At 71.2% G+C, this 19,754-nt stretch carries 18 protein-coding genes and 1 pseudogene; 5 read left to right on the top strand and 14 right to left on the bottom strand.

Features of this window, described 5'->3' with window-relative positions:
- Positions 1-66: 66 nt before the first annotated feature.
- From pyrR to BLT36_RS14535, 4 genes and pseudogenes are all read right to left on the bottom strand, one after another.
- Positions 67-609: pseudogene (gene pyrR / locus BLT36_RS14550) on the bottom strand (bifunctional pyr operon transcriptional regulator/uracil phosphoribosyltransferase PyrR); the annotation flags it as partial.
- Positions 610-666: 57 nt separating this feature from the next.
- The gene (gene nusB / locus BLT36_RS14545) at positions 667-1,119 is read right to left on the bottom strand and encodes a transcription antitermination factor NusB (protein WP_092096213.1); all 453 of its coding nucleotides are present in this window, start codon (positions 1,117-1,119) and stop codon (positions 667-669) included.
- 11 nt (positions 1,120-1,130) lie between these two features.
- Positions 1,131-1,694, bottom strand: a complete 564-nt coding sequence (efp, locus tag BLT36_RS14540; protein WP_092096212.1) for an elongation factor P — start codon at positions 1,692-1,694, stop codon at positions 1,131-1,133.
- A gap of 187 nt (positions 1,695-1,881) precedes the next feature.
- Positions 1,882-3,573: an ABC1 kinase family protein gene (locus BLT36_RS14535; RefSeq protein WP_092096210.1), complete on the bottom strand. Its 1,692-nt coding sequence runs from the start codon at positions 3,571-3,573 to the stop codon at positions 1,882-1,884.
- Between the two features lie 129 nt (positions 3,574-3,702).
- Here BLT36_RS14535 and BLT36_RS18455 point away from each other — a divergent pair, with 129 nt between their 5' ends.
- Positions 3,703-4,002 (top strand): hypothetical protein, encoded by a 300-nt coding sequence (locus BLT36_RS18455; protein ID WP_139166485.1) that lies wholly within the window; start codon positions 3,703-3,705, stop codon positions 4,000-4,002.
- Positions 4,002-4,181 (top strand): hypothetical protein, encoded by a 180-nt coding sequence (locus tag BLT36_RS14530; protein WP_092096209.1) that lies wholly within the window; start codon positions 4,002-4,004, stop codon positions 4,179-4,181. The genes BLT36_RS18455 and BLT36_RS14530 overlap by 1 nt, the downstream gene beginning before the upstream one ends.
- Positions 4,182-4,213: 32 nt before the next feature.
- Here the strand turns inward: BLT36_RS14530 and BLT36_RS14525 are convergent, their stop codons facing one another.
- On the bottom strand, positions 4,214-4,828 hold the full coding sequence (locus BLT36_RS14525) for a tRNA-specific adenosine deaminase (protein WP_175529660.1): 615 nt from the start codon (positions 4,826-4,828) through the stop codon (positions 4,214-4,216).
- A gap of 381 nt (positions 4,829-5,209) precedes the next feature.
- Here BLT36_RS14525 and BLT36_RS14520 point away from each other — a divergent pair, with 381 nt between their 5' ends.
- On the top strand, positions 5,210-6,523 hold the full coding sequence (locus BLT36_RS14520) for an LLM class flavin-dependent oxidoreductase (RefSeq protein ID WP_092096206.1): 1,314 nt from the start codon (positions 5,210-5,212) through the stop codon (positions 6,521-6,523).
- Between the two features lie 20 nt (positions 6,524-6,543).
- Here BLT36_RS14520 and aroB read toward each other — a convergent pair whose 3' ends face one another.
- The 9 genes from aroB to BLT36_RS14475 form a co-directional block, all read right to left on the bottom strand.
- A complete protein-coding gene (gene aroB, locus BLT36_RS14515) occupies positions 6,544-7,641 on the bottom strand; it encodes a 3-dehydroquinate synthase (protein ID WP_254787675.1) in 1,098 nt (365 codons plus the stop codon).
- A complete protein-coding gene (locus BLT36_RS14510; RefSeq protein WP_139166484.1) occupies positions 7,638-8,189 on the bottom strand; it encodes a shikimate kinase in 552 nt (183 codons plus the stop codon). The genes aroB and BLT36_RS14510 overlap by 4 nt, the downstream gene beginning before the upstream one ends.
- Positions 8,186-9,406 carry a chorismate synthase gene (aroC, locus tag BLT36_RS14505; protein WP_092096204.1) on the bottom strand — a complete coding sequence of 407 codons (1,221 nt, stop codon included), beginning with the start codon at positions 9,404-9,406 and terminating at the stop codon, positions 8,186-8,188. The genes BLT36_RS14510 and aroC overlap by 4 nt, the downstream gene beginning before the upstream one ends.
- Before the next feature lie 106 nt (positions 9,407-9,512).
- The gene (gene mltG / locus BLT36_RS14500; protein WP_092096203.1) at positions 9,513-11,231 is read right to left on the bottom strand and encodes an endolytic transglycosylase MltG; all 1,719 of its coding nucleotides are present in this window, start codon (positions 11,229-11,231) and stop codon (positions 9,513-9,515) included.
- Between the two features lie 109 nt (positions 11,232-11,340).
- Positions 11,341-11,784, bottom strand: a complete 444-nt coding sequence (gene ruvX / locus BLT36_RS14495; protein WP_175529683.1) for a Holliday junction resolvase RuvX — start codon at positions 11,782-11,784, stop codon at positions 11,341-11,343.
- A gap of 8 nt (positions 11,785-11,792) precedes the next feature.
- Positions 11,793-14,450 carry an alanine--tRNA ligase gene (gene alaS, locus BLT36_RS14490; protein ID WP_092096200.1) on the bottom strand — a complete coding sequence of 886 codons (2,658 nt, stop codon included), beginning with the start codon at positions 14,448-14,450 and terminating at the stop codon, positions 11,793-11,795.
- Between the two features lie 68 nt (positions 14,451-14,518).
- Entirely contained in the window at positions 14,519-14,701 is a 183-nt protein-coding gene (locus tag BLT36_RS14485; RefSeq protein WP_092096199.1) for a hypothetical protein, read from the bottom strand.
- Positions 14,702-14,830: 129 nt separating this feature from the next.
- Positions 14,831-15,460, bottom strand: coding sequence for a 30S ribosomal protein S4 (gene rpsD / locus BLT36_RS14480; RefSeq protein WP_022905490.1), 630 nt, complete (start codon positions 15,458-15,460; stop codon positions 14,831-14,833).
- A gap of 268 nt (positions 15,461-15,728) precedes the next feature.
- The gene (locus BLT36_RS14475; protein WP_092096535.1) at positions 15,729-17,105 is read right to left on the bottom strand and encodes a replication-associated recombination protein A; all 1,377 of its coding nucleotides are present in this window, start codon (positions 17,103-17,105) and stop codon (positions 15,729-15,731) included.
- A 74-nt stretch (positions 17,106-17,179) separates the two neighbouring features.
- Between BLT36_RS14475 and BLT36_RS14470 the strand changes: the two genes are divergently transcribed.
- Together BLT36_RS14470 and BLT36_RS14465 are read left to right on the top strand one after the other, a co-directional pair.
- Complete coding sequence (locus BLT36_RS14470) at positions 17,180-18,049, top strand: peptidylprolyl isomerase (RefSeq protein WP_254787673.1); 870 nt, start codon at positions 17,180-17,182, stop codon at positions 18,047-18,049.
- 113 nt (positions 18,050-18,162) lie between these two features.
- Positions 18,163-19,395 (top strand): DUF349 domain-containing protein, encoded by a 1,233-nt coding sequence (locus BLT36_RS14465; protein WP_175529659.1) that lies wholly within the window; start codon positions 18,163-18,165, stop codon positions 19,393-19,395.
- Positions 19,396-19,754: the final 359 nt, after the last annotated feature.

Genomic DNA, 19,754 nt, shown 5'->3' with positions numbered 1-19,754 from the left:
GTGTTGGCTGCCCGGCTGCTGGCTGCCCGGCAGCTGGCTGCCCGGCTGCTGGTCGGCCGGCTCGGGCTGTTCGATGACGACCTCGTCGGCGCCGTCGGTCTCGGTCAGCCGGAGCGTGACCCGCTCGTCGGACGCCGTCGGCAGGTTCTTGCCCACGTGGTCCGCGCGGATCGGGAGCTCACGGTGTCCCCGGTCGACCAGCACGGCGAGCCGGACCGCCCGCGGCCGACCGATGCCCTGCAGCGCGTCGAGCGCCGCCCGGACGGTCCGGCCGGAGTACAGCACGTCGTCGACGAGCACGACGACCTTGCCGTCGATGCCGCTCGTCGGGATCGTGGTGCGCTGCGGCGCCCGGCCGATGCCGTGCCCGAGGTCGTCGCGGTGCATCGTGACGTCGAGGGTGCCGACGCGCTGCGCGCTGTCCGCCGCCCACTCGGGCTCGATGTCCGCCAGGACGCGGCCGAGTCGCTCGGCCAGGACGGCACCCCGTGTCGGGATGCCCAGGAGCACGAGGTCCGAGGCGCCGTGGTTGGCCTCGAGGATCTCGTGCGCGATGCGTGTCAGAGCACGCGTGATGTCGGAGTGCTGCAGGACCGTTCTGGTACCCACGCCGACCTCCTTCCCCGCCTCACCGGACGGACTTAAAGGATGCTGACGTGGTCAACCCTACCGGGACTCCTGGTCCCCTGCGACCGTCCGACCGGACGGTGCACGACCGCCGGCGACGGCTCCGAGCACGCCGTTGACGAACCCGGCCGATTCCTCGGTCGAGAGCGACTGGGCGAGCTCGACGGCCTCGGCGATGGCGACGGCGTCGGGGACCTCCGGGTTGTACCGGAGCTCCCACACGCCCATCCGCAGGATGCAGCGGTCGAGTACGGGCATCCGGGCGATCGACCAGCCCTGCGCGTGCTCGACGATGACCTTGTCGAGCTCCGCGCGGTCGTCGTCCACGCCGGTGACGATCTGGCGCGCGTAGTCCCAGCTGGAGGCACGCTCCGGCTGGTCCAGGTGTCGGACCGTCTCCGTGGCGAGGACGTCCGAGATCGGGAGTTCCCGCACCTCTGCCACGTACAGCATGTCGAGGGCGCGCTTGCGGGCCTTCGAACGAGCACTCATACGGTCAGCGCCTAGGAGTTGACGCGGCCGAGGAAGCTGCCGTCACGCGTGTCGATCTTCACCACGGTGTCGGTCTCGAGGTACAGCGGGACCTGGATCTGGTAGCCGGTGGCCTTGATCGTCGCGGGCTTGGTGCCGCCGGAGGAGCGGTCACCCTGCAGACCCGGCTCGGTCTCGATCTCGGTGACGATCGACGTCGGGAGCTCGATGTAGAGCGGCGTGCCCTCGTTGATGGCGATGGTGACCATCGCGGACTCGAGGAGGAAGTTCTTCGCGTCGCCGACGACCGTCGCGGGGACCGGGATCTGGTCGTAGGTGTCGGTGTCCATGAAGACGTACGAGTCGCCGTCCTCGTAGAGGTACTGGTAGTCACGACGGTCGACCGTCGCGGTCTCGATCTTCGCACCAGCGTTGAAGGTGCGGTCGACGACCTTGCCCGACACGACGTTCTTGAGCTTGGTGCGCACGAAGGCGCCGCCCTTGCCCGGCTTGACGTGCTGGAACTCGACGACCGACCAGAGCTGCCCGTCGATGATGAGAACGGCGCCGTTCTTGATGTCAGTGGTACTGGCCATGAGTCTTCGATGTCCCGTTCGGTCGTGTGTTGTGAATGTCTGCGGGCCGCTCGGGACCCGTCTCGGGCCGCTCGGGCCCTGTCCGGCGCCGCTCGGGTCCCGTCTCGGGGCACCTCGGGCTACGTCCGGGGCCGCTCGCGTCCCGTCTCCGGGCCGCTCGGGCCACGGACGAGTGTAGCGGACGCGCTCACTCGCGCTTCCGCGCCAGCGCTGCGTCGATCGCCGCCCACGCCAGCAGCACCACCGCCGCTCCGCCGAGCAGCGCGCCAGCAACTCCGGTGGAGAGCACCGCGGTGGGGCGTGCCGGCAGCGACAGGTAGACGATCGCCAGGATCCCCGCGCCGGACCCGAGCAGCACCAGGAGCACGCGTCGGATCACGCCGTTGAGCGTCTGGCGGTCACGGCGGTCCGAGAACAGCCGGATGTTGACCGAGAGCTTGCCGCTCTCGATCGCCTCGCCGATGCGGTCCACCCGGCGCGGGAGCCGTCGCGCAGCCGTCACCGCGCCGAACAGTTCGCGGACGGCGACGTCGCGGAGCTTCCCCGGGCTCAGCTGGTCGCGGATCTGGTCGCGGGCGAGTCCTCGGGACTCCTCGAGCAGGTCGAACGACGGCGCGAGGGTCCGGAGCGTGCCCTCGAAGATCGCGAGCGCCCGGGCGGCCGCGACGAAGTCCGGCGGCGCCTTCAGCCGGTAGCGCCCGAACACCTCGACCGCGTCGTCCACGGTCTCGACGCCGATCCGGGCACCGGGGCCGAGCTCGTCCGCGACGAACCGCGCGATGTCGCGGCGGAAGTCCGGTTCGTCCTGGGCGTCGCGGACCGGTGCCATCCGGAGGACGGCGTCGGCGATCCGCGAGGTGTCGTCCTGCAGGTACGCCGCGAGCAGCTCCTGCACGATGTCGCGGAGCCCGGGGTCGAGCCGCCCGACCGACCCGAAGTCGATGAGCGCCGGGCGCCCGTCGGGCAGCAGGATGACGTTCCCGGGGTGCATGTCCGCGTGGTAGATCCCGTCGAACACCACCTGCCGGAGGAACGCCCGCAGGATGGCACGCATCGGCTCGTCGAGGTCGCGATCGGACCGCGCGGCGCGGAGGGCGCTCAGCGTGTCGCCCTGGAGGAACTCCATCACGAGCACCCGGCGGCCGGACAGTTCCTCGTGCGGCGTCGGGAAGACCACCTCGTCCGGACGGGCGCTCCGAGCCTGGGCCGCACGCAGTGCCGCCAGGTTCCGGAGTTCGGCGCTGAAGTCGACCTGACACACCAGATCGGCCGCGTACTGGGCGGCGACGTCCTGCACGCCGACCTGGCGTGCCTCGGCCGACCACCGGGCCATGAAGCGCACCACCCGGAGCGCGATGTCGACGTCGCGACGGACTGCCTGGTCGATGCCCGGACGCTGCACCTTCACCGCCACTTCGGTGCCGTCCTGCAGCCGTGCGCGGTGGACCTGCGCGATCGACGCTGCAGCGACCGGAACCGGGTCGAACGAGCGGAACACCTGGTCCACCGGGGCGCCCAGTTCGCGTTCGAGCAGCGCTGCGACGTCCTCGGGAGGCGCCGGACGGACGTTCCGCTGCAGGTGCGCGAGGCCCTCGGTCCACTCGTCCGGCAGCAGGTCGTCGCGCGTGGAGAGCAGCTGGCCCATCTTCACGAACCCGCCGCCTGCCTCTTCGAGGGCACGTCGCAGGTGGTCGGCCTGCTTCGCGCGCAGTTCGGAGGTCGCGGGGTCGTGGGAGAAGTCGAGCCGACGGAACGGGAGGAGTTCGTGACGGCGGGCGATCGCGAGGAGTTCGGCGAAGCGACGACCGCGGGTCCGGAGGGTTCCGACCGGGGCGTCGGGAGCGCCGGACAGGTCGCTCAGGCGGGGCGGGTTGGGCACGGGTGCAGTCTGCTCCCCCGGCCTGAGTCGCCGCCGGTCCCTCCTCCACAGCCTGGAGGCGCGGCTCGTCCTCCACAGATCGGCTCACCTCCGGCGCGGGCTCGCGTCCACGGCGTCAGGCTGCTCGGCATGGAGACAGCACTGGTCACGGCACTCATCGCCGCAGGCGCCGCCGTGGCGGCTGCTGTCGTCAGTTGGTTCGGGGCGTTCCAGAACCGACGAACCGCCGACCGGGACCACGCGTGGAAGCGGTTCACCTGGTCGGTGGCGCAGCACGCCGACAGCGCGGCATACGACATCTCGACAGCTGTGCTGCGCGAACTCGAATCCGTACCGTGGTGGTCGAAGCAGGACCAGCGGCTGGCCACCAGCGCGTTGCGACGACGCGTCCACTTGAGACGCCCGAATCCACAGGGAGAAGAGGACTGATGCCGATCTTGCCACCGCTGCCGGATGCACCTGGGATCGATGCGGATGACGAAGAGCTCTGGGCTTGGGACAACGGCGCCACGGTGGCGGAGTTCCACGAGTACCAGCGCACCGGGGTGGTGACCGTCTCCCAACGGGTGAAGTGGTGGTGGCGACGGACCCGACGCGTCCTGCGCTGACGCGCCCGGAGTCTGGTCGCCGACCCGGACCGTCAGGCGCCGTCGCCGTTGTACCGCGCGGTGGTGCCGGCGTCGACGAGCTCCCGGAAGCGGTGCAGGGCGGCCTCGGCGCCGACGCCGTGCTCCTGGTGGACGGCGATGCCACGGGCGATGAGCTGCTCCCGCCAGTCCTCCGGCACGGGGCCCTCGTCGAAGCCCGTGATCCGCTCGACCGTGGCGCAGTCGGCGGCGTACTCCACGGCGGACACCCCTGACCACAGCAGCGCGCCGAGGCACATCACGCACGGTTGGGCGTTCACGACGAGGACTCGGCGGCGGCCCACGTCGCGGCCGAGGTTCCACGAGCCGGTGCGTGCGTGCGCCAGTCCGAGGGTGACCACCTCGGCGTGCATCGACGACACGTTCGAGTGCAGGACGAGGTTCACGCCGATCGAGACGACCTCGCCGGTCTCCTCGTCGACGACGGTCGCGGCGAAGGGGCCGCCGGTGCCCTCCTCGACGTTCCGGGAGGCCAGGGCGGTCACCAGCGCGAACCGCTCGGCCCGGGTCGGCAGGGCTTCGGGCAGGGCGGCCTGTTCGTCCCGGAGCCAGTCGGGCACGCCGACACGGAGCTCGGTGGGGAACGGGGCGAGGACTGGTCCGGACATGGCGAGGACGCTAGCCCCGGTTGGTTTCGAGGGTGTTTCCCGGTCGAAACGCATCCGAAACACCCCGCCCGTACCGTCGAAGGCACACCGGTGGACGCCGGGCACCACGCAGGAACCCACCGGGAGGGAAGCGATGACCGCGTACGACTCGGCCTACTCGCCCCGCCGCTGGCCGCGTGGTGCGATCGCGCACGGGCACTGACCGAGCGCCCCCGTCGAACGATCGAGACGCGACCGTTCGCCGCACAACCGCCGCTCCCCCGCCGGGCACCGGCCACGTCGTGGACGTGCGCCGACGCGCTCGCGCACCCCGCGCCTCCCGTCCGACGTCGTCCGGACCGGGCCAGCGCGCACACCTGCCGTCCCTCCGAGAGGAACCCCGTGAAGCCGATCCACCTCGCCCTGTTCCTGTTCCCCGGCTACCACCTCGGTGCCTGGCGCCTGCCCGATGCCGTCCCCGAGCTCGACCTCGGGATCGAGCACTACGTCCGCGCGGCCGAACTCGCCGAGGCCGCGAAGCTCGACGCCCTGTTCTTCGAGGACCAGGCGGCCGTCCGCCGCAGCAACGACATCCTCGCGGGTGACGTGTACGGCGCGGCGAACCCCCGCTCGATCCACTTCGACCCGACGATGCTCCTGCCGGCGCTGGCGATGCGGACCACGCACCTGGGGCTCGCGGCGACCTCGACCACGACCTTCAACGACCCCTTCAACCTCGCGCGTCGGTTCTCCACGCTCGACCACATCAGCGGCGGCCGCGCCGGGTGGAACCTCGTGACGTCGTTCAACGAGGACGAGGCGCAGAACTTCGGCCTCGACGCACACGTCCAGCACGCCGCCCGGTACGAGCGGGCGAGCGAGTTCGTCGACGTCGTCACCGGGCTCTGGGACGGCTGGGAACCGGACGCGATCGTCCGTGACAAGGAGTCCGGCACCTACTTCGACGTCGAGAAGATGCGGTTCCTGCAGCACGAGGGCGAGCACTTCCGCGTGCGGGGACCGTTGACGACGGGGCGGAGTCCGCAGGGTCGGCCCGTCGTGTTCCAGGCCGGCGCCTCCGAGCCCGGACGGGAACTCGCCGCCCGGACGGCCGACGTCGTGTTCACGCTGCAGTCCGACCCGGACGCGAGCCGGGCCTTCCGCGACGACATCCGGCAGCGTGCCGAGCGGTTCGGGCGCGACCCGGAGCACGTCAAGATCCTGGTCGGGATGACCCCGATCGTCGGGGCCACCGACGCCGATGCCCGTGCGCTCGCCGACGAGATGATGGCGCTCATCCCCGACGACCTGGCCCTCAGCAACCTGAAGCCGCTCGCGGGCGGGGTCGACTTCCGCGCGTTCGACCCGGACGCACCGGTGCCCGAGCTCCCCGAGTCGAACGCCGGCAAGTCCCACCGCGAGGCGATCATGGCCGTGTCACGCGACCAAGGGCTCTCGACCATCGAGACCGCGCGGTACTTTGCCGAGGGCAGCTACCGGAAGATGATCGGCTCCCCCGAGACGATCGCGGACACCATGCAGGAGTGGTCCGAGGCGGGTGCGTGCGACGGCTTCCTCGCGGTGCCGACGCACTTCCCCGCCGGGGTCGAGGCCTTCACGCAGCAGGTCGTGCCGGAGCTGCAGCGGCGTGGACTGCACCGCACCGAGTACTCCGGGCCACACCTGCGAGATCACCTGGGGGTCCGGAAGTACTGAGGGACCGCTGAACCGTCGGGCTAGACCCCGACCTCTTGGTAGGCAGTGAAGAGCAGGTGGTCCTCGGGACCTTCGAGGGTGACCGGCTTGCCGACGCCGTCGAGGATGATGAACCGCAGCATGCCGGCGCGGGCCTTCTTGTCACGACGCATCGTGGCGAGGAGGCCCTCCCAGCGGCCGATGCCGTAGGTCGTCGGGAGTTCGAGGGACTCGAGGATCGCGCGGTGCCGGTCGACCGTGGCGTCGTCGAGGTGGCCGGTCAGGCGGGCGAGCTCGGCGGCGAAGACCATGCCGACGGACACCGCGGCGCCGTGCCGCCACTGGTAGCGCTCGGCGTGCTCGATCGCGTGGCCGAGCGTGTGCCCGTAGTTGAGGATCTCGCGGCGCCCCTGCTCGGTGAAGTCGTCGGACACCACCTGCGCCTTGAGCTCGATCGCGAGTTCGACGACCCGCCGAAACTCCGGCGTCGAGGGGTCGGTGACCCGGGCCACGTCGGCCTCGACGTTCTCGAGGATCTCCGGGACGGCGATGAACCCGGCCTTCACGATCTCCGCGAAGCCGGTGAGGATCTCGTTGCGCGGCAGCGTCCGGACGAGGTCGATGTCCGCCACGACGGCGCGGGGCGGGTAGAACGCACCGACGAGGTTCTTGCCCTCGTTCGTGTTGATGCCGGTCTTGCCGCCGACGCTGGCGTCCACCATGCCGAGGACGCTCGTCGGGATCGCGACGTAGGGCACACCGCGGAGCCAGGTGGCGGCGACGAAGCCGGCGAGGTCGGTGACCGCACCGCCCCCGAGTCCGATCACGGCGTCGGTCCGGGTGAAGTCGGACTGGCCCATGATCTGCCAGCAGAACGCGGCGACCTCGACCCGCTTGGCACCCTCGGCGTCGGGGACCTCGGCGATGAGGGCCCCGAGGCCGGCGTCGGCGAGCAGGTCGCGGAGGTCGTTGGCCCGCGCGCCGAGGGTCGGCGCGTGCACGATGAGGACCTTGGCGACACGGGGGCCGAGCAGCGCCGGGACCGAGCCGAGCAGCCCGTTGCCGACGGCCACCACGTATCCGTCCTCGCCGCCGACGCGGATCTCGGTGGTGCCCTCCGGCAGGGTCGACTCGGTCACGGTGCTCCTTCGGTGGTGGTGCGGGTCTCCGGGCGGACGTCGTTGCCGAGCCACGCGACGACGTCGTCGACGACGTGCGACATCGGGCGACGAGACGTGTCGAAGACGGCGTGCGCGAGTTCGGCGTAGGTCGCCGCGCGCTCGTCCATGATGGTCTGCCAGGCGTCGATGCCGCCGTTCGCGAGCAGCGGTCGGTCGCTGCCGGCGATGCGGTCCGCGACCGCCTCGGGCGACACGGTGAGCAGGACGACGCTCGCGCCGGCCATCGCCTCGCGCGTGGCGGCGTGGGTCACGGCGCCACCGCCGACGGCGATCACACCGCCGGTCGCCATCGCCGAGCGCACGGCCGCGGCCTCGAGCTCGCGGAACGCGGGCTCACCCCGGTCGGCGAAGATGCCCGGGATCGGGCCGTGCTCCCGCACGATGGCGCGGTCGGTGTCGGTGAACGGGACACCCAGCGCCTTGGCGACGCGCTTGCCCACGCTCGACTTGCCCGCGCCCATCGGCCCGATGATGACGACGGGTGCGGACAGTGCCGCGCTGCTCACCAGGCCGACGTGTGCTCGGCGGCCTCGGTACGGCGGCTGCGCAGCGTCTCCGGGATCGCCGCGAGGTACGCGTCGAGGTTCCGCTTCGTCTCGACGACGTTGTCGCCGCCGAACTTCTCGAGCACGGCGTCGGCGAGCACGAGCGCGACCATCGCCTCGGCGACGACGCCGGCTGCGGGGACCGCGCAGACGTCGGAGCGCTGGTGGTGCGCCGAGGCGTCCTCACCGGTGGTGACGTCGATGGTGTGCAGCGCGTGCGGCACCGTCGCGATCGGCTTCATGCCGGCACGGACGCGCAGCACGGTGCCCGTGGACATGCCGCCCTCGGTGCCGCCCGCGCGGTCGGTGGTGCGGATGATCTCGCCGTCCTCGCGGTACAGCTCGTCGTGTGCCTCGGAACCGCGACGAGCTGCGGTGGCGAACCCGTCGCCGACCTCGACGCCCTTGATCGCCTGGATGCCCATGATCGCCGCGGCGAGGCGGGCGTCGAGACGACGGTCCCACTGCACGTGCGAGCCGAGGCCCGGCGGGACCCCGTAGAAGAGCACCTCGACGACGCCACCGAGGGTGTCGCCGTCCTTCTTGGCCGCCTCGACCTCGTCCACCATGCGGGCGGAGGTCTCGGCGTCGAAGCAGCGCAGCTGGTCCTCGTCGAGACGGTCGACGTCGTCGGGCAGTGGCAACGCCGTACCGTCCGGCACCCGGACCGTGCCGACCTGCAGGGTGTGCGCGACCGAGCGGATGCCGAGTTCGGCGAGGAACGACTTCGCGACCGCCCCGAGGGCGACCCGGGCAGCGGTCTCGCGGGCGGAGGCGCGCTCGAGGATCGGACGGGCTTCGTCGAAGCCGTACTTCTGCATGCCGACGAGGTCGGCGTGACCCGGGCGCGGCCGGGTGAGCGGAGCGCTGCGCCCGCGGGAGGCGTCGGTCTGCTCGACGGGCTCGGGGTTCATGACCTCGACCCACTTCGGCCACTCGGTGTTGCCGATGCGGATCGCGATCGGGCTGCCCAGCGAGTACCCGTGCCGGACGCCGCCGGAGACGTGCAGCTCGTCCTGCTCGAACTTCATGCGTGAGCCGCGGCCGTAGCCGAGCTTGCGCCGCGCGAGATCGGTACGGATGGACTCGAACGACACCGGGACACCCGCGGGCAGGCCCTCGAGCATCGCGATGAGTTCCGGTCCGTGGGACTCACCAGCAGTCAACCAACGAAGCATGGTTCCCATCCTCCCACAGCGGACCGCCGGGCTACGCGCCGAGGTCCGCGCAGACCGCCGGGGTCCGCGCTGACCGCCGGGCTCCGCGCCCGGCGGTCAACGGCGGCTACTGGTAGTCGGGGTGCGCGCGCAGCCAGGCCTGGAACTGCTTCACCGCGGCCAGGTGCTGGTCGTAGGTGTCCGAGAACACCGTCTCACCCGTCTCGAGGTTCACCGTCACGAAGTACTCCCAGTTCCCCGTGGCCATCTTCGTCACCGCGTTGATGGCGATGTCCCCCGGGTTCGAGATCGGCGCCGGCGGGAGTCCGTCGTGCACGTAGGTGTTGTACTTGTTCGACGCGTCGGCGCGCTCGGCGTCGGTCGTCGTCACCGTGTGCGTGTTGCCCGTGCCGTAGGCCACCGTCGCGTCGGACTGCAGCTTCATGCCCGTGTCGAGCCGGTTCTGGAACACGCGCGCGACCTTCGGGTAGTCGGCCGCGAGCCCGGCTTCCTTCTGCACGAGGGACGCGAACACGATCACGTGCTCCTGGTCGGCCTCGGCGACGCCCGCTGCGGCGAGGTGTTCCTTCATCGTGTCGACCATCGACTTGAAGTACTGCGTGGCCGTCCACCCGGGGTTGATCGGGTAGGTCGCCGGGAAGAGCCAGCCCTCGAGCGTGGTGGCGTTCGCCGGCAGCCCGTAAGCCGAGAGGTCCTTCGCCGCGGCCGACACCTGCGCTTCGCTGAGACCGGCCTTCGAGACCATGCCCGCCTCGATGTCCTTGAGGGCGGTGCCCTCGGGGATGACGATCGACGCCTGGACGCGGTTCTTCGCGTCCTGGAGCGCCGCGAGGGCCGACTTCGAGCTCATCTTCTTCTTGAGCGCGTACGAACCAGGCTGGAACTGCACGTCCGGCGAGGCCAGGAGCAGCTTGTAGAAGACCGTCGAGTCCTTCACGACGCCGCTGCGCTGCAGCGTCTTCGCGACGTCCTCGCCGATGTCGCCCTGCTTGATCGTGATGGTCACCTTGCTGGTGCCGCCGCCGGTGTAGTCGTCCGACTCCTGCTTGCCGGTCAGCGCGCCGACGACCTGCTGGATCTTCGGCGCGGCGAACGCGTAGGCGGACACACCGCCGGCGAGCACGACCGCGACGATGACGATGCCCGCGATGAGCGGTCCGCGACGTCGCTTCGGACGCGGCTCGCGGGGCTCACGTGGCGCCCTGGAGGCTCCCCCACGTCCGCCGCGACCGCCGCGACCGCCGTCTCCCGCGCCTCCAGAGCCGTCGTCGCCCGGCGTGGGGCCGTCCCGACGGACGTCGCCCGGAGTGGCGGCCCGCGCGCCTGCGGCGGCGCGTCGCTCGTCGTCGCTGACGTGCACCTCGCCGGTGAGGAGCGCCTGGACCTCGGGGTGGAGCTCGTCGACGCGCTGCGCGACGGGGGCGTCGGCCGGGGACGTGGGTCGGGCGGAGCGGTCGCGCGTCGGGGGACCCGCGTCGAGTCGTGCGGTGTCCGCTCGGGTCGTCTCGGGGAACCGGCCAGCGCGGGCGGCTTCAGCAGCGCGAGCGGTGTCGGCAGCGCGAGCGGTGTCGGCGGCGGCGTCGCGAGCGGCGTCGTCAGCGCGAGCCGCGTCGGTAGCGGCGGCGTCGCGAGCGGCGTCTGCGTCGCGGGCCGCTTCGGCCGCGCGGGCCTCGCGCCGCGACATCGGCCGCGCGTACGGCGTCGTGGCGGGGTCGACCGCGTCGCCGCGATCATCGGGTGTGGCCGCGCGGTCGGAAGTCGTCTTCCGCCGCTCGGCGTCGTTGCCGGGCGCGATGATCGCGTTCCAGTCCAGGTCGTCTGCCAACGGTCCTCGGTCTCTCGGTCGGGAACTCCGCCTGGCTCGGATCCTGGGCGACGGTGTGGCAGCCGCGGTCAGGTGAGCACTGCGCTGTGCGCGTTGGTGGTGCGCACGTTCAGGGGAGCGTGGCCCCCGGTGGGGCACTGGACGCACGCTCGTGGTCGAGCGCGTGTTGCAGAATGATAACAGCGGCCGCTTGGTCGATCACGGCTCGGGACTTCTTCGTGTTCTTGCCGGCCTGGTGCAGCCCCCGCTGCGCCGTCACCGTCGACAGACGCTCGTCGACCAGGCGCACCGGCTTGTGCTCCGCCAACCGCCCGGCGAACTCTCGGGCGTCGGCCGTCGACGGGGTGTCCCCGCCGGACATCGACAACGGCAGTCCGACGACGATCTCGAGCACGTCGTACTCGTCCGCGATCTCGACGATCCGCCGGACATCGGTCGTGTCGTCGCGGCGGACCGTCTCCACCGGCGTCGCGAGGAGCCCGTCACGGTCGCAGACCGCGACCCCGATCCGGGCGCGACCGACGTCGACGCCGAGTCGCCGCCCGGAACGGATCGCCACGGTCAGGCCGCGAGCCGGTCGGTCACCGCACGGAGCGCCGCCGGCAGCGCCGATGCGTCGGTGCCGCCACCCTGGGCGAGGTCCGGCTTGCCGCCGCCACCACCACCGAGGACGCCGGCGGCCTCCTTCGCGAGGGGGCCCGCCTGGACGCCCGCAGCGCGCGCCGCGTCGTTCGTCGCGACGATGACGACGGGCTTGTCGTTGATGACCGCACCGAGGACGACGACAGCTGCACCGTCGCCGAGCTGGCTGCGCACCCCGGTCGCGAGGGCACGGAGGTCGTCACCGGACTGCAGCCCCTGGACGGACTCGGCGACCACGGTGGTGGTGCCGACGGTCGTCGCCTGCCGGGCGATCGACGGCACGCGCTGCTGCAGGTTCGCCGACTCGAACTCGGCGACCCGCTTCTGGGCGGTGCGGAGGTCCTCCATCAGGGACTGGACACGGGTGGGGAGGTCCTCGCGCGGCGCCTTGAGCGCGCTCGACAGCTGGGACACGATGGTCCGCTCGACGGCGAGGTCGCGGAAGCCCTCGAGTCCGACGAGCGCCTCGACGCGGCGGTTGGTCGAGCCGACGCTCGACTCCCCCACCAGGTTGACGAGGCCGACCTGCGAGCTGGACGCGACGTGGGTGCCACCGCAGAGCTCGCGGGACCACGGGCCGCCGATGTCCACCATGCGGACCTCGGCTCCGTACTTCTCGCCGAACAGCGCCTGTGCACCGAGGGACTTGGCCTCGGCGAGCGGGAGCACGCGCGTGGAGACCTCGAGGTCGGAGCGGATCGCGGTGTTCACGACCTCCTCGATCTCGGAGCGGGTCTCGAGCGACACCGGCTGCGACCAGGAGAAGTCGAGACGCATGTAGCCGGACTTGTTGTAGGAACCGGCCTGCAGCGCCTCGGGGCCGAGGATGTCGCGGAGCGCCGCGTTCACCAGGTGCGTGGCCGAGTGGGCCTGCGTCGCACCGCGGCGGTACTCGGCGTCCACGACGGTCGTCGCCGGCGCACCGACCCCGACCTCGCCGGAGCGGACCTGGACCGTGTGGCTCCAGAGGCCGGCGACCGGGCGCTGCACGTCGAGCACCTCGAGGTCGAAGCCATTGCCGACGATCGAGCCCTGGTCGGCGTCCTGGCCACCGGACTCGGCGTAGAGGGAGCTCTCGCCGAGGATGACCTCGGCGATGTCGCCCGCCACCGCACGGTCGACGCTGACGCCACCGACGATGATGCCGAGGATGGTCGTCTCGGCCTCGAGCGCGTCGTAGCCGAGGAAGGTCGTCTCGCCCTTCGCACGGAAGGCGCTGTAAACGCTGAGGTCGGCGAGGGCGGTCTTCTTGCTCTTCGCGTCCGCCTTCGCACGCGCACGCTGCTCGGACATCAGGGTCTCGAAGGCGGTCCGGTCGACGTGGACGCCGGCCTCTTCCGCCATCTCCATCGTCAGGTCGATCGGGAAGCCGAACGTGTCGTGGAGGAGGAACGCGGTGTCGCCACCGATCGACGGCGCACCGTCCTGCTTGGCCCGTTCCACCGCGACGTCGAGGATCGTCGTGCCCTGCGCGAGGGTACGGAGGAACGTCTCCTCTTCCGCGTAGGCGATCCGCGCGATCCGGTCGTAGTCCTCGCCCACCTCGGGGTAGGCGTCGCGCATGGCGTCGCGGGACGCCGGGAAGAGCTCGGGGAAGGTCGCACCCTCGACGCCGAGCAGGCGCATCGCACGCACCGTGCGCCGGAGCAGGCGCCGCAGGATGTACCCGCGGCCCTCGTTCGACGGGCTGACGCCGTCGGCGATGAGCATGAGCGCCGACCGCACGTGGTCCGCGATGACGCGCATCCGGACGTCGTCCTCGTGCACGGCGCCGTACCGACGACCGGAGATCTCCGCCGCCTTGTCGAGGACCGGACGGACCTGGTCGATCTCGTACATGTTGTCGACGCCCTGCTTGATGAAGGCGACGCGCTCGAGCCCCATGCCGGTGTCGATGTTCTTGTTCGGCAGCTCGCCGGTGATCTCGAAGTCGTACTTCGACCGGACGTCGGCGATCTGGTACTGCATGAACACGAGGTTCCAGATCTCGACGTAGCGGTCGTCGTCGGTCGCCGGACCACCGTCGATGCCGTACTCGGGCCCGCGGTCGAAGAAGATCTCGGAGCAGGGGCCGGCCGGGCCGGGCTGACCGGTCGACCAGTAGTTGGTGTCCTTGCCGAGCCGCTGGATGCGGTCCTCGGGCAGGGTGGAGTGCTGCTTCCAGAACGCGATCGCCTCGTCGTCCTCTTCGTAGACGGTGACCCAGAGGTCGTCCGCCGAGAACCCGAGACCGCCTTCGTCCTCCGGCGAGGTCAGGAACTGCCAGGCGTACTGGATCGCCTGCTCCTTGAAGTAGTCGCCGAACGAGAAGTTGCCGTTCATCTGGAAGAACGTGCCGTGCCGCGGGGTCTTGCCGACCTCTTCGATGTCGTTCGTGCGGATGCACTTCTGCACGCTGGTGGCACGCGGGAACGGCGCGGGGACGAGCCCGGTCAGGTACGGGATGAAGGGGACCATGCCGGCGACCGTGAAGAGCAGCGAGGGGTCGTCCGAGACGAGCGAGGCGGACGGGACGACGGTGTGGCCGCGGTCACCGAAGAACTGGAGCCAACGGCGGCGGATCTCTGCGGTCTGCATGGTGCTTCCTGATTCAGGTCGGCGGGAGGGGGCGGCGAGTGCGGTCCGGAGCGGCGGGATCGGCGTCGTCAGACGTCGGTGCGGAGCTCGGCCTCGCGGGAGCGGTAGCCGTCGGCGACGGCACCCGTGAAGGCCTTCGTGCGAGCGTTCACGTCGGCGAAGAAGCGCGCCCCACCGGGGGTGTTCGCGACCCGGTGCGCGACGGCGAACCCGATGACGACGCCGACGGCGACGAAGAACAGCTGCTTCACGGTGCCTCTCCCTCTGCGCACGCGAGCGGTGCGTGCCCAGACGATCTTACTGGCGGTGCCGGCCGGGAACGCCGAACGGCGGGCCGCCCCGTGGAGAGGACGACCCGCCGTTCGGGTGTGATCAGTGGATCAGCGAGCTGCGTAGTACTCGACGACGAGCTGCACTTCACAGGTCACGGGGACCTCGGCGCGCTTCGGACGACGGGCCAGGCGGGCCTGGAGCTTGTCGATCTCGACCTCGAGGTAGCCCGGGACCTTCGGCAGGACTTCCTGGTGCCCACCGGCGGCGGCGACCTGGAAGGGCTCGAGGGACTCGGAGCGCTGCTTCACGTGGATGAGCTGGCCCTCCTTCACGCGGAAGGACGGACGGTCGACGAGCTTGCCGTCGACCAGGATGTGACGGTGCACGATCAGCTGACGGGCCTGCGCGGTGGTGCGGGCGAAGCCGGCACGGAGCACGAGGGCGTCGAGGCGCTGCTCGAGGAGCTCGACCAGGTTCTCACCGGTCAGGCCCTTCGTCTTGCGGGCCTCTTCGAAGACGATGCGGAGCTGCTTCTCGCGGATGCCGTACTGGGCGCGCAGACGCTGCTTCTCACGGAGGCGGACGGCGTAGTCGCTGTCCGCACGACGGCGGGTGCGGCCGTGCTCACCGGGGCCGTAGGGGCGCTTCTCGAGGTAACGGGCCGCCTTCGGCGTCAGCGGGATGCCGAGCGCGCGCGAGAGGCGGGTCTTGCTGCGGGTGCGTGACTTGGTAGACACAGGGTCCTTTTCTCTGTACTGAACTGAACTGATCGTCGACCACCGCACGCGCACGTGCGATCGAACCCGACGAATGGGATCCAGAGGGATGAGCCTGTGGGATCGGACGGCTACAGTCCGAACCTCTGCCCCCGTGCCACAGCGGCGGGTACTCCCGCTCCGTGACACTCTGTCCTCGACGCAGCCGCACGCGAGGACCAGGACGTAGGCCCGTCAACGATAGCAGCATCCGAACCGGGGGTGAAGCACCCCGTCGAGGTGCGTCGCGCTACTCGCCGCGGGTGATCTTCCGGAGGCGCTCGAGCCGGGGACCGACCTCGCGCTCGTACCCGTTCGCGGTCGGCGTGTAGTACTCGGTCCCGTCGAGCGCGTCCGGCAGGTACTGCTGCTCGGCGACACCGTGCTCGGCGTCGTGCGAGTAGACGTACCCCTTGCCGTGCCCGAGGCGCTTCGCCCCCGGGTAGTGCGCGTCGCGGAGGTGCATCGGGACCACCCCGAGCCGGCCGGCCTTCACGTCGGCGATCGCAGCGTTCACCCCGTTGTAGGCGGCGTTCGACTTCGGCGCGGTCGCCAGGTACACCACGGCCTCGGCGAGCGGGATCCGTCCCTCGGGCATGCCGATGAGCTGCACCGCCTGCGCGGCGGCGACCGCGATCGGGAGCGCCTGCGGGTCGGCCATGCCGATGTCCTCGGACGCGGAGATGATGATCCGACGGGCGATGAACCGCGGGTCCTCGCCCGCCTCGATCATGCGCGCCAGGTAGTGGAGCGCGGCGTCGACGTCGCTCCCCCGGACGGACTTGATGAACGCGCTGATGACGTCGTAGTGCTCGTCGCCCTGCCGGTCGTAGCGGAGCAGCGCCCGGTCGACGGCGGAGGCGACGGTGTCCGCGTCGACGATCGGCACCGCGGGGACACCGTCGAGCGCGGCGTCGTCGTCCGGGTCGCCCTGTGCGGCGATCGCCGAGGACGCGGCGGCCTCGAGCGCGGTCAGGGCACGCCGCGCATCCCCGGAGGACAGCCGGACGATGGCGCTGCGGGCCTCGTCGCCGAGGACGACGGAGCCGCCGAGGCCGCGCGGGTCCTCCACCGCGCGGTCGACGAGCATGCCGAGGTCCTCGTCGGTGAGGGGCTTGAGCGTCAGCAGCAGCGAGCGGGAGAGCAGCGGGGAGATCACCGAGAACGACGGGTTCTCGGTGGTGGCCGCGATCAGGATGACCCACCCGTTCTCGACCCCGGGCAGGAGGGCGTCCTGCTGGGCCTTGCTGAACCGGTGGATCTCGTCGAGGAACAGCACGGTGGTGCTGCCGTAGAGGTCGCGGTGGGTGAGGGCCTTCTCCATCACCTCGCGCACGTCCTTCACACCGGCGGTCACCGCGGAGAGCTCGACGAACTCACGGCCGGACTGTCGCGCGATCGCCTGCGCCAGCGTCGTCTTGCCGGTGCCGGGCGGCCCCCAGAGGATGACGGAGACGCCGCCGGGGTTCTCACGCGTGCCGGTGGCGAGCTGCACGAGGGGGCTGCCCCGACCGAGCAGGTGCTGCTGACCAGCCACCTCGTCGAGACTGGTGGGGCGCATCCGGACGGCGAGTGGGACGGAACCCTGCGCGAGCCCAGCGCGACCGCCTGTCGTGGGCGCACGCATGCCCGAACGGTCCGCTGCCATGCATCCAATCGTAGGCCGACCCACTGACAGGGGCGCGCCTCCAGGCCGTTGGCATGACCGGTTCCGCTACGCTCGTCGCACAGTCGACGAGAGGTCCGAAGAGCACCGTGGCACCGAAGAACCAGGCGCGAGACAACCGGGAGGCGCGCGAGCGCCTCCGCCTCTACAAGGCGCGGCAGGGCCTGCACGACCGGCAGCGACGCCGCCGCCTGCGGGACAACCTGGTGGGCGCCGGGGTGCTCGTGCTCGTCGCCGCGCTCGCGACCGGATCGCAGCTCGCGTTCGCCGGGTCGCACGGCTCCGAGAAGACGGCGTCCGCCAGCGCGAGCGCGACGGCCACGCCGACGCCGTCCGCCAGTGCGACCGCGGCCAACACCGGCGACGTGCCGAGCAAGTCGATCGCGAAGGACGCCACCTGGACCGGCTCCCTCACGCTCAACAAGGACGTGAAGCTCGGCATCGAGCTCGACGGGAAGAAGGCGCCGCAGGCCACGAGCGTCGAGATCAAGCTCATCCAGGAGCAGTTCTACAACGGCACCACCTGCCACCGGCTCGCCGACAGCGACGGGTTCGAGTTCCTGCAGTGCGGCTCCGCGAACGGCGACGGCACCGGGGACGCCGGGTTCGAGTACGGCCCGCTCGAGAACGTGCCGAGCGACGGGAAGTACGAGAAGGGCACGATCGCGATCGCCCGCAGTTCGACCGCGTACTCGCAGAGCACCCAGTTCTTCATCGTCTACGGCGACACCACGCTCGACGGCTCCACCGGCGGCTACACCGTCGTCGGGAAGGTGACGAGCGGCCTCGACGACCTCGTGTCGAAGATCACCTCGAAGGGCATCGCATCAGCCGGCAGCGACGGCACCGGCGAGCCCAAGGTCAGCACGAAGATCACCGGCGCGACGATCGCGCAGGAGAAGTAGTCCACAGGCGCGCCGTCCGGGCGGGTCGCAGAGGCCGTCCGTGCAATAGGCTGACGACCTGACCGTGCCGACGGCGACGTCGGTGATGCACGACCACGATCGAGGCGAGACCTGTGGGATCTGACGAAGCAACGACCTGGGGCCGGGTCGACGAGAACGGGACCGTGTACGTCCGGTACGAGGACACCGAGAAAGCGGTCGGTGAGTACCCGGACGCGACCCCGGACGAAGCCCTCGCCTACTTCGCGCGGAAGTACGCCGACCTCGAGGGGCAGGTGAAGATCGCCGAGCAGCGCGCTGCGCGTGGTGCCTCGGCGAACGACGTCGCCCGCACGGTGGAGCACCTCCGCACCCTCGTGGCCGAGGCGCGCGTCGTCGGTGACCTCAAGGCGCTCGAGACCCGCGTCGGCGCCCTCACCGAGCAGCTCGGCTCGCTCACGAAGGAGCAGGCGGAGCAGGCGCAGCAGGCACTCGCGGATGCACTGGCGCACCGCACCGCCCTGGTGGAAGAGGCCGAGGCACTCGCTGCGGTCGACCCCGCCCGAGCGCAGTGGAAGCAGATCACCGCGCAGCTCGACGACGTCTTCGCGCGGTGGCAGCAGCACCAGCACGACGGCCCGCGCATCCCCAAGAACGAGGCGAACGAGCTCTGGAAGCGATTCCGGGCCGCCCGCTCGACCGTCGACCAGCACCGTCGTGCGTTCTACTCCGAGCTCGACGCGCAGCACCGCGACGCCCGCAACCGGAAGCAGGAGCTCGTCCAGCAGGCCGAGGCCCTCGCGCCGCGCGGGTCGGACGCCATCCCCGCGTACCGCGAACTGCTCGACGACTGGAAGCAGGCCGGGCGAGCGGGCAAGCGGCACGACGACGCGCTCTGGGCACGTTTCAAGGCCGCCGGCGACGTGCTGTTCGAGCAGCGGCACGCCGAGGCTGCCATCGAGAACGAGGAGTACTCCGAGAACCTCGTCGCGAAGCAGGCACTGCTGACCGAGGCTGAACCGCTGCTGCAGGCGACTGACCGGGTCGCGGCTCGCCGGACGCTCACGGGCATCCAGCGCCGGTGGGACGAGATCGGCAAGGTCCCCCGCGGGGACGTCCGCCGCATCGAGGACCGTCTCCGCGCGGTGGAGGACCACGTGCGCAGCTTGGAAGACCAGCACTGGAAGGCGTCCGACCCCGAGCGCAAGGCCCGGCAGAACGGGCTCGCCAGCCAGCTCGAGGACGCCATCGGCAAGCTCGAGGCGGAGCTCGCCGACGCGCAGGCCTCCGGCGATGCCCGCAAGATCAAGGACGCGCAGGAAGCGCTCGACGCCCGCAAGATCTGGCTCGACGCGCTCGGCGGCTGACACCCGGCCGTCCGTCTCGACGAAGCCCCCGTGACCGATCGGTCACGGGGGCTTCGTCGCGCGGGGCGTCGGTCGCGCGGCGCACGGGTGCGCGGGTCAGCGGGCGCGCGGCGCGCGGGTCTGCGAGCTCGCACGGTGCGAGGTTCCGCGCCTCGTGGGAGTCTGCAGCGCCGCACCGGGCGAACGACCTCGCACCGTCCGGCGAGGCTGGCACCGTGCGCTGGCGCTGTGGAGCGGGCACCGTGACGCCCGCGGAACGTCGCACGGTGCGAGGTTCCGCGCCTGGCGAGAGCCTGCAGCGCCGCACCGGGCGCAGAACCTCGCACCGTCCGGCGAAGCTGGCACCGTGCGCCGCGCGC

Origin of the sequence: Curtobacterium sp. UNCCL20 (genome assembly GCF_900101675.1) — a bacterium.
Taxonomy (GTDB): domain Bacteria; phylum Actinomycetota; class Actinomycetes; order Actinomycetales; family Microbacteriaceae; genus Curtobacterium.
The sequence above is the reverse complement of the archived record's forward strand: the minus strand, read 5'-3'. Positions and strand labels throughout refer to the sequence as shown.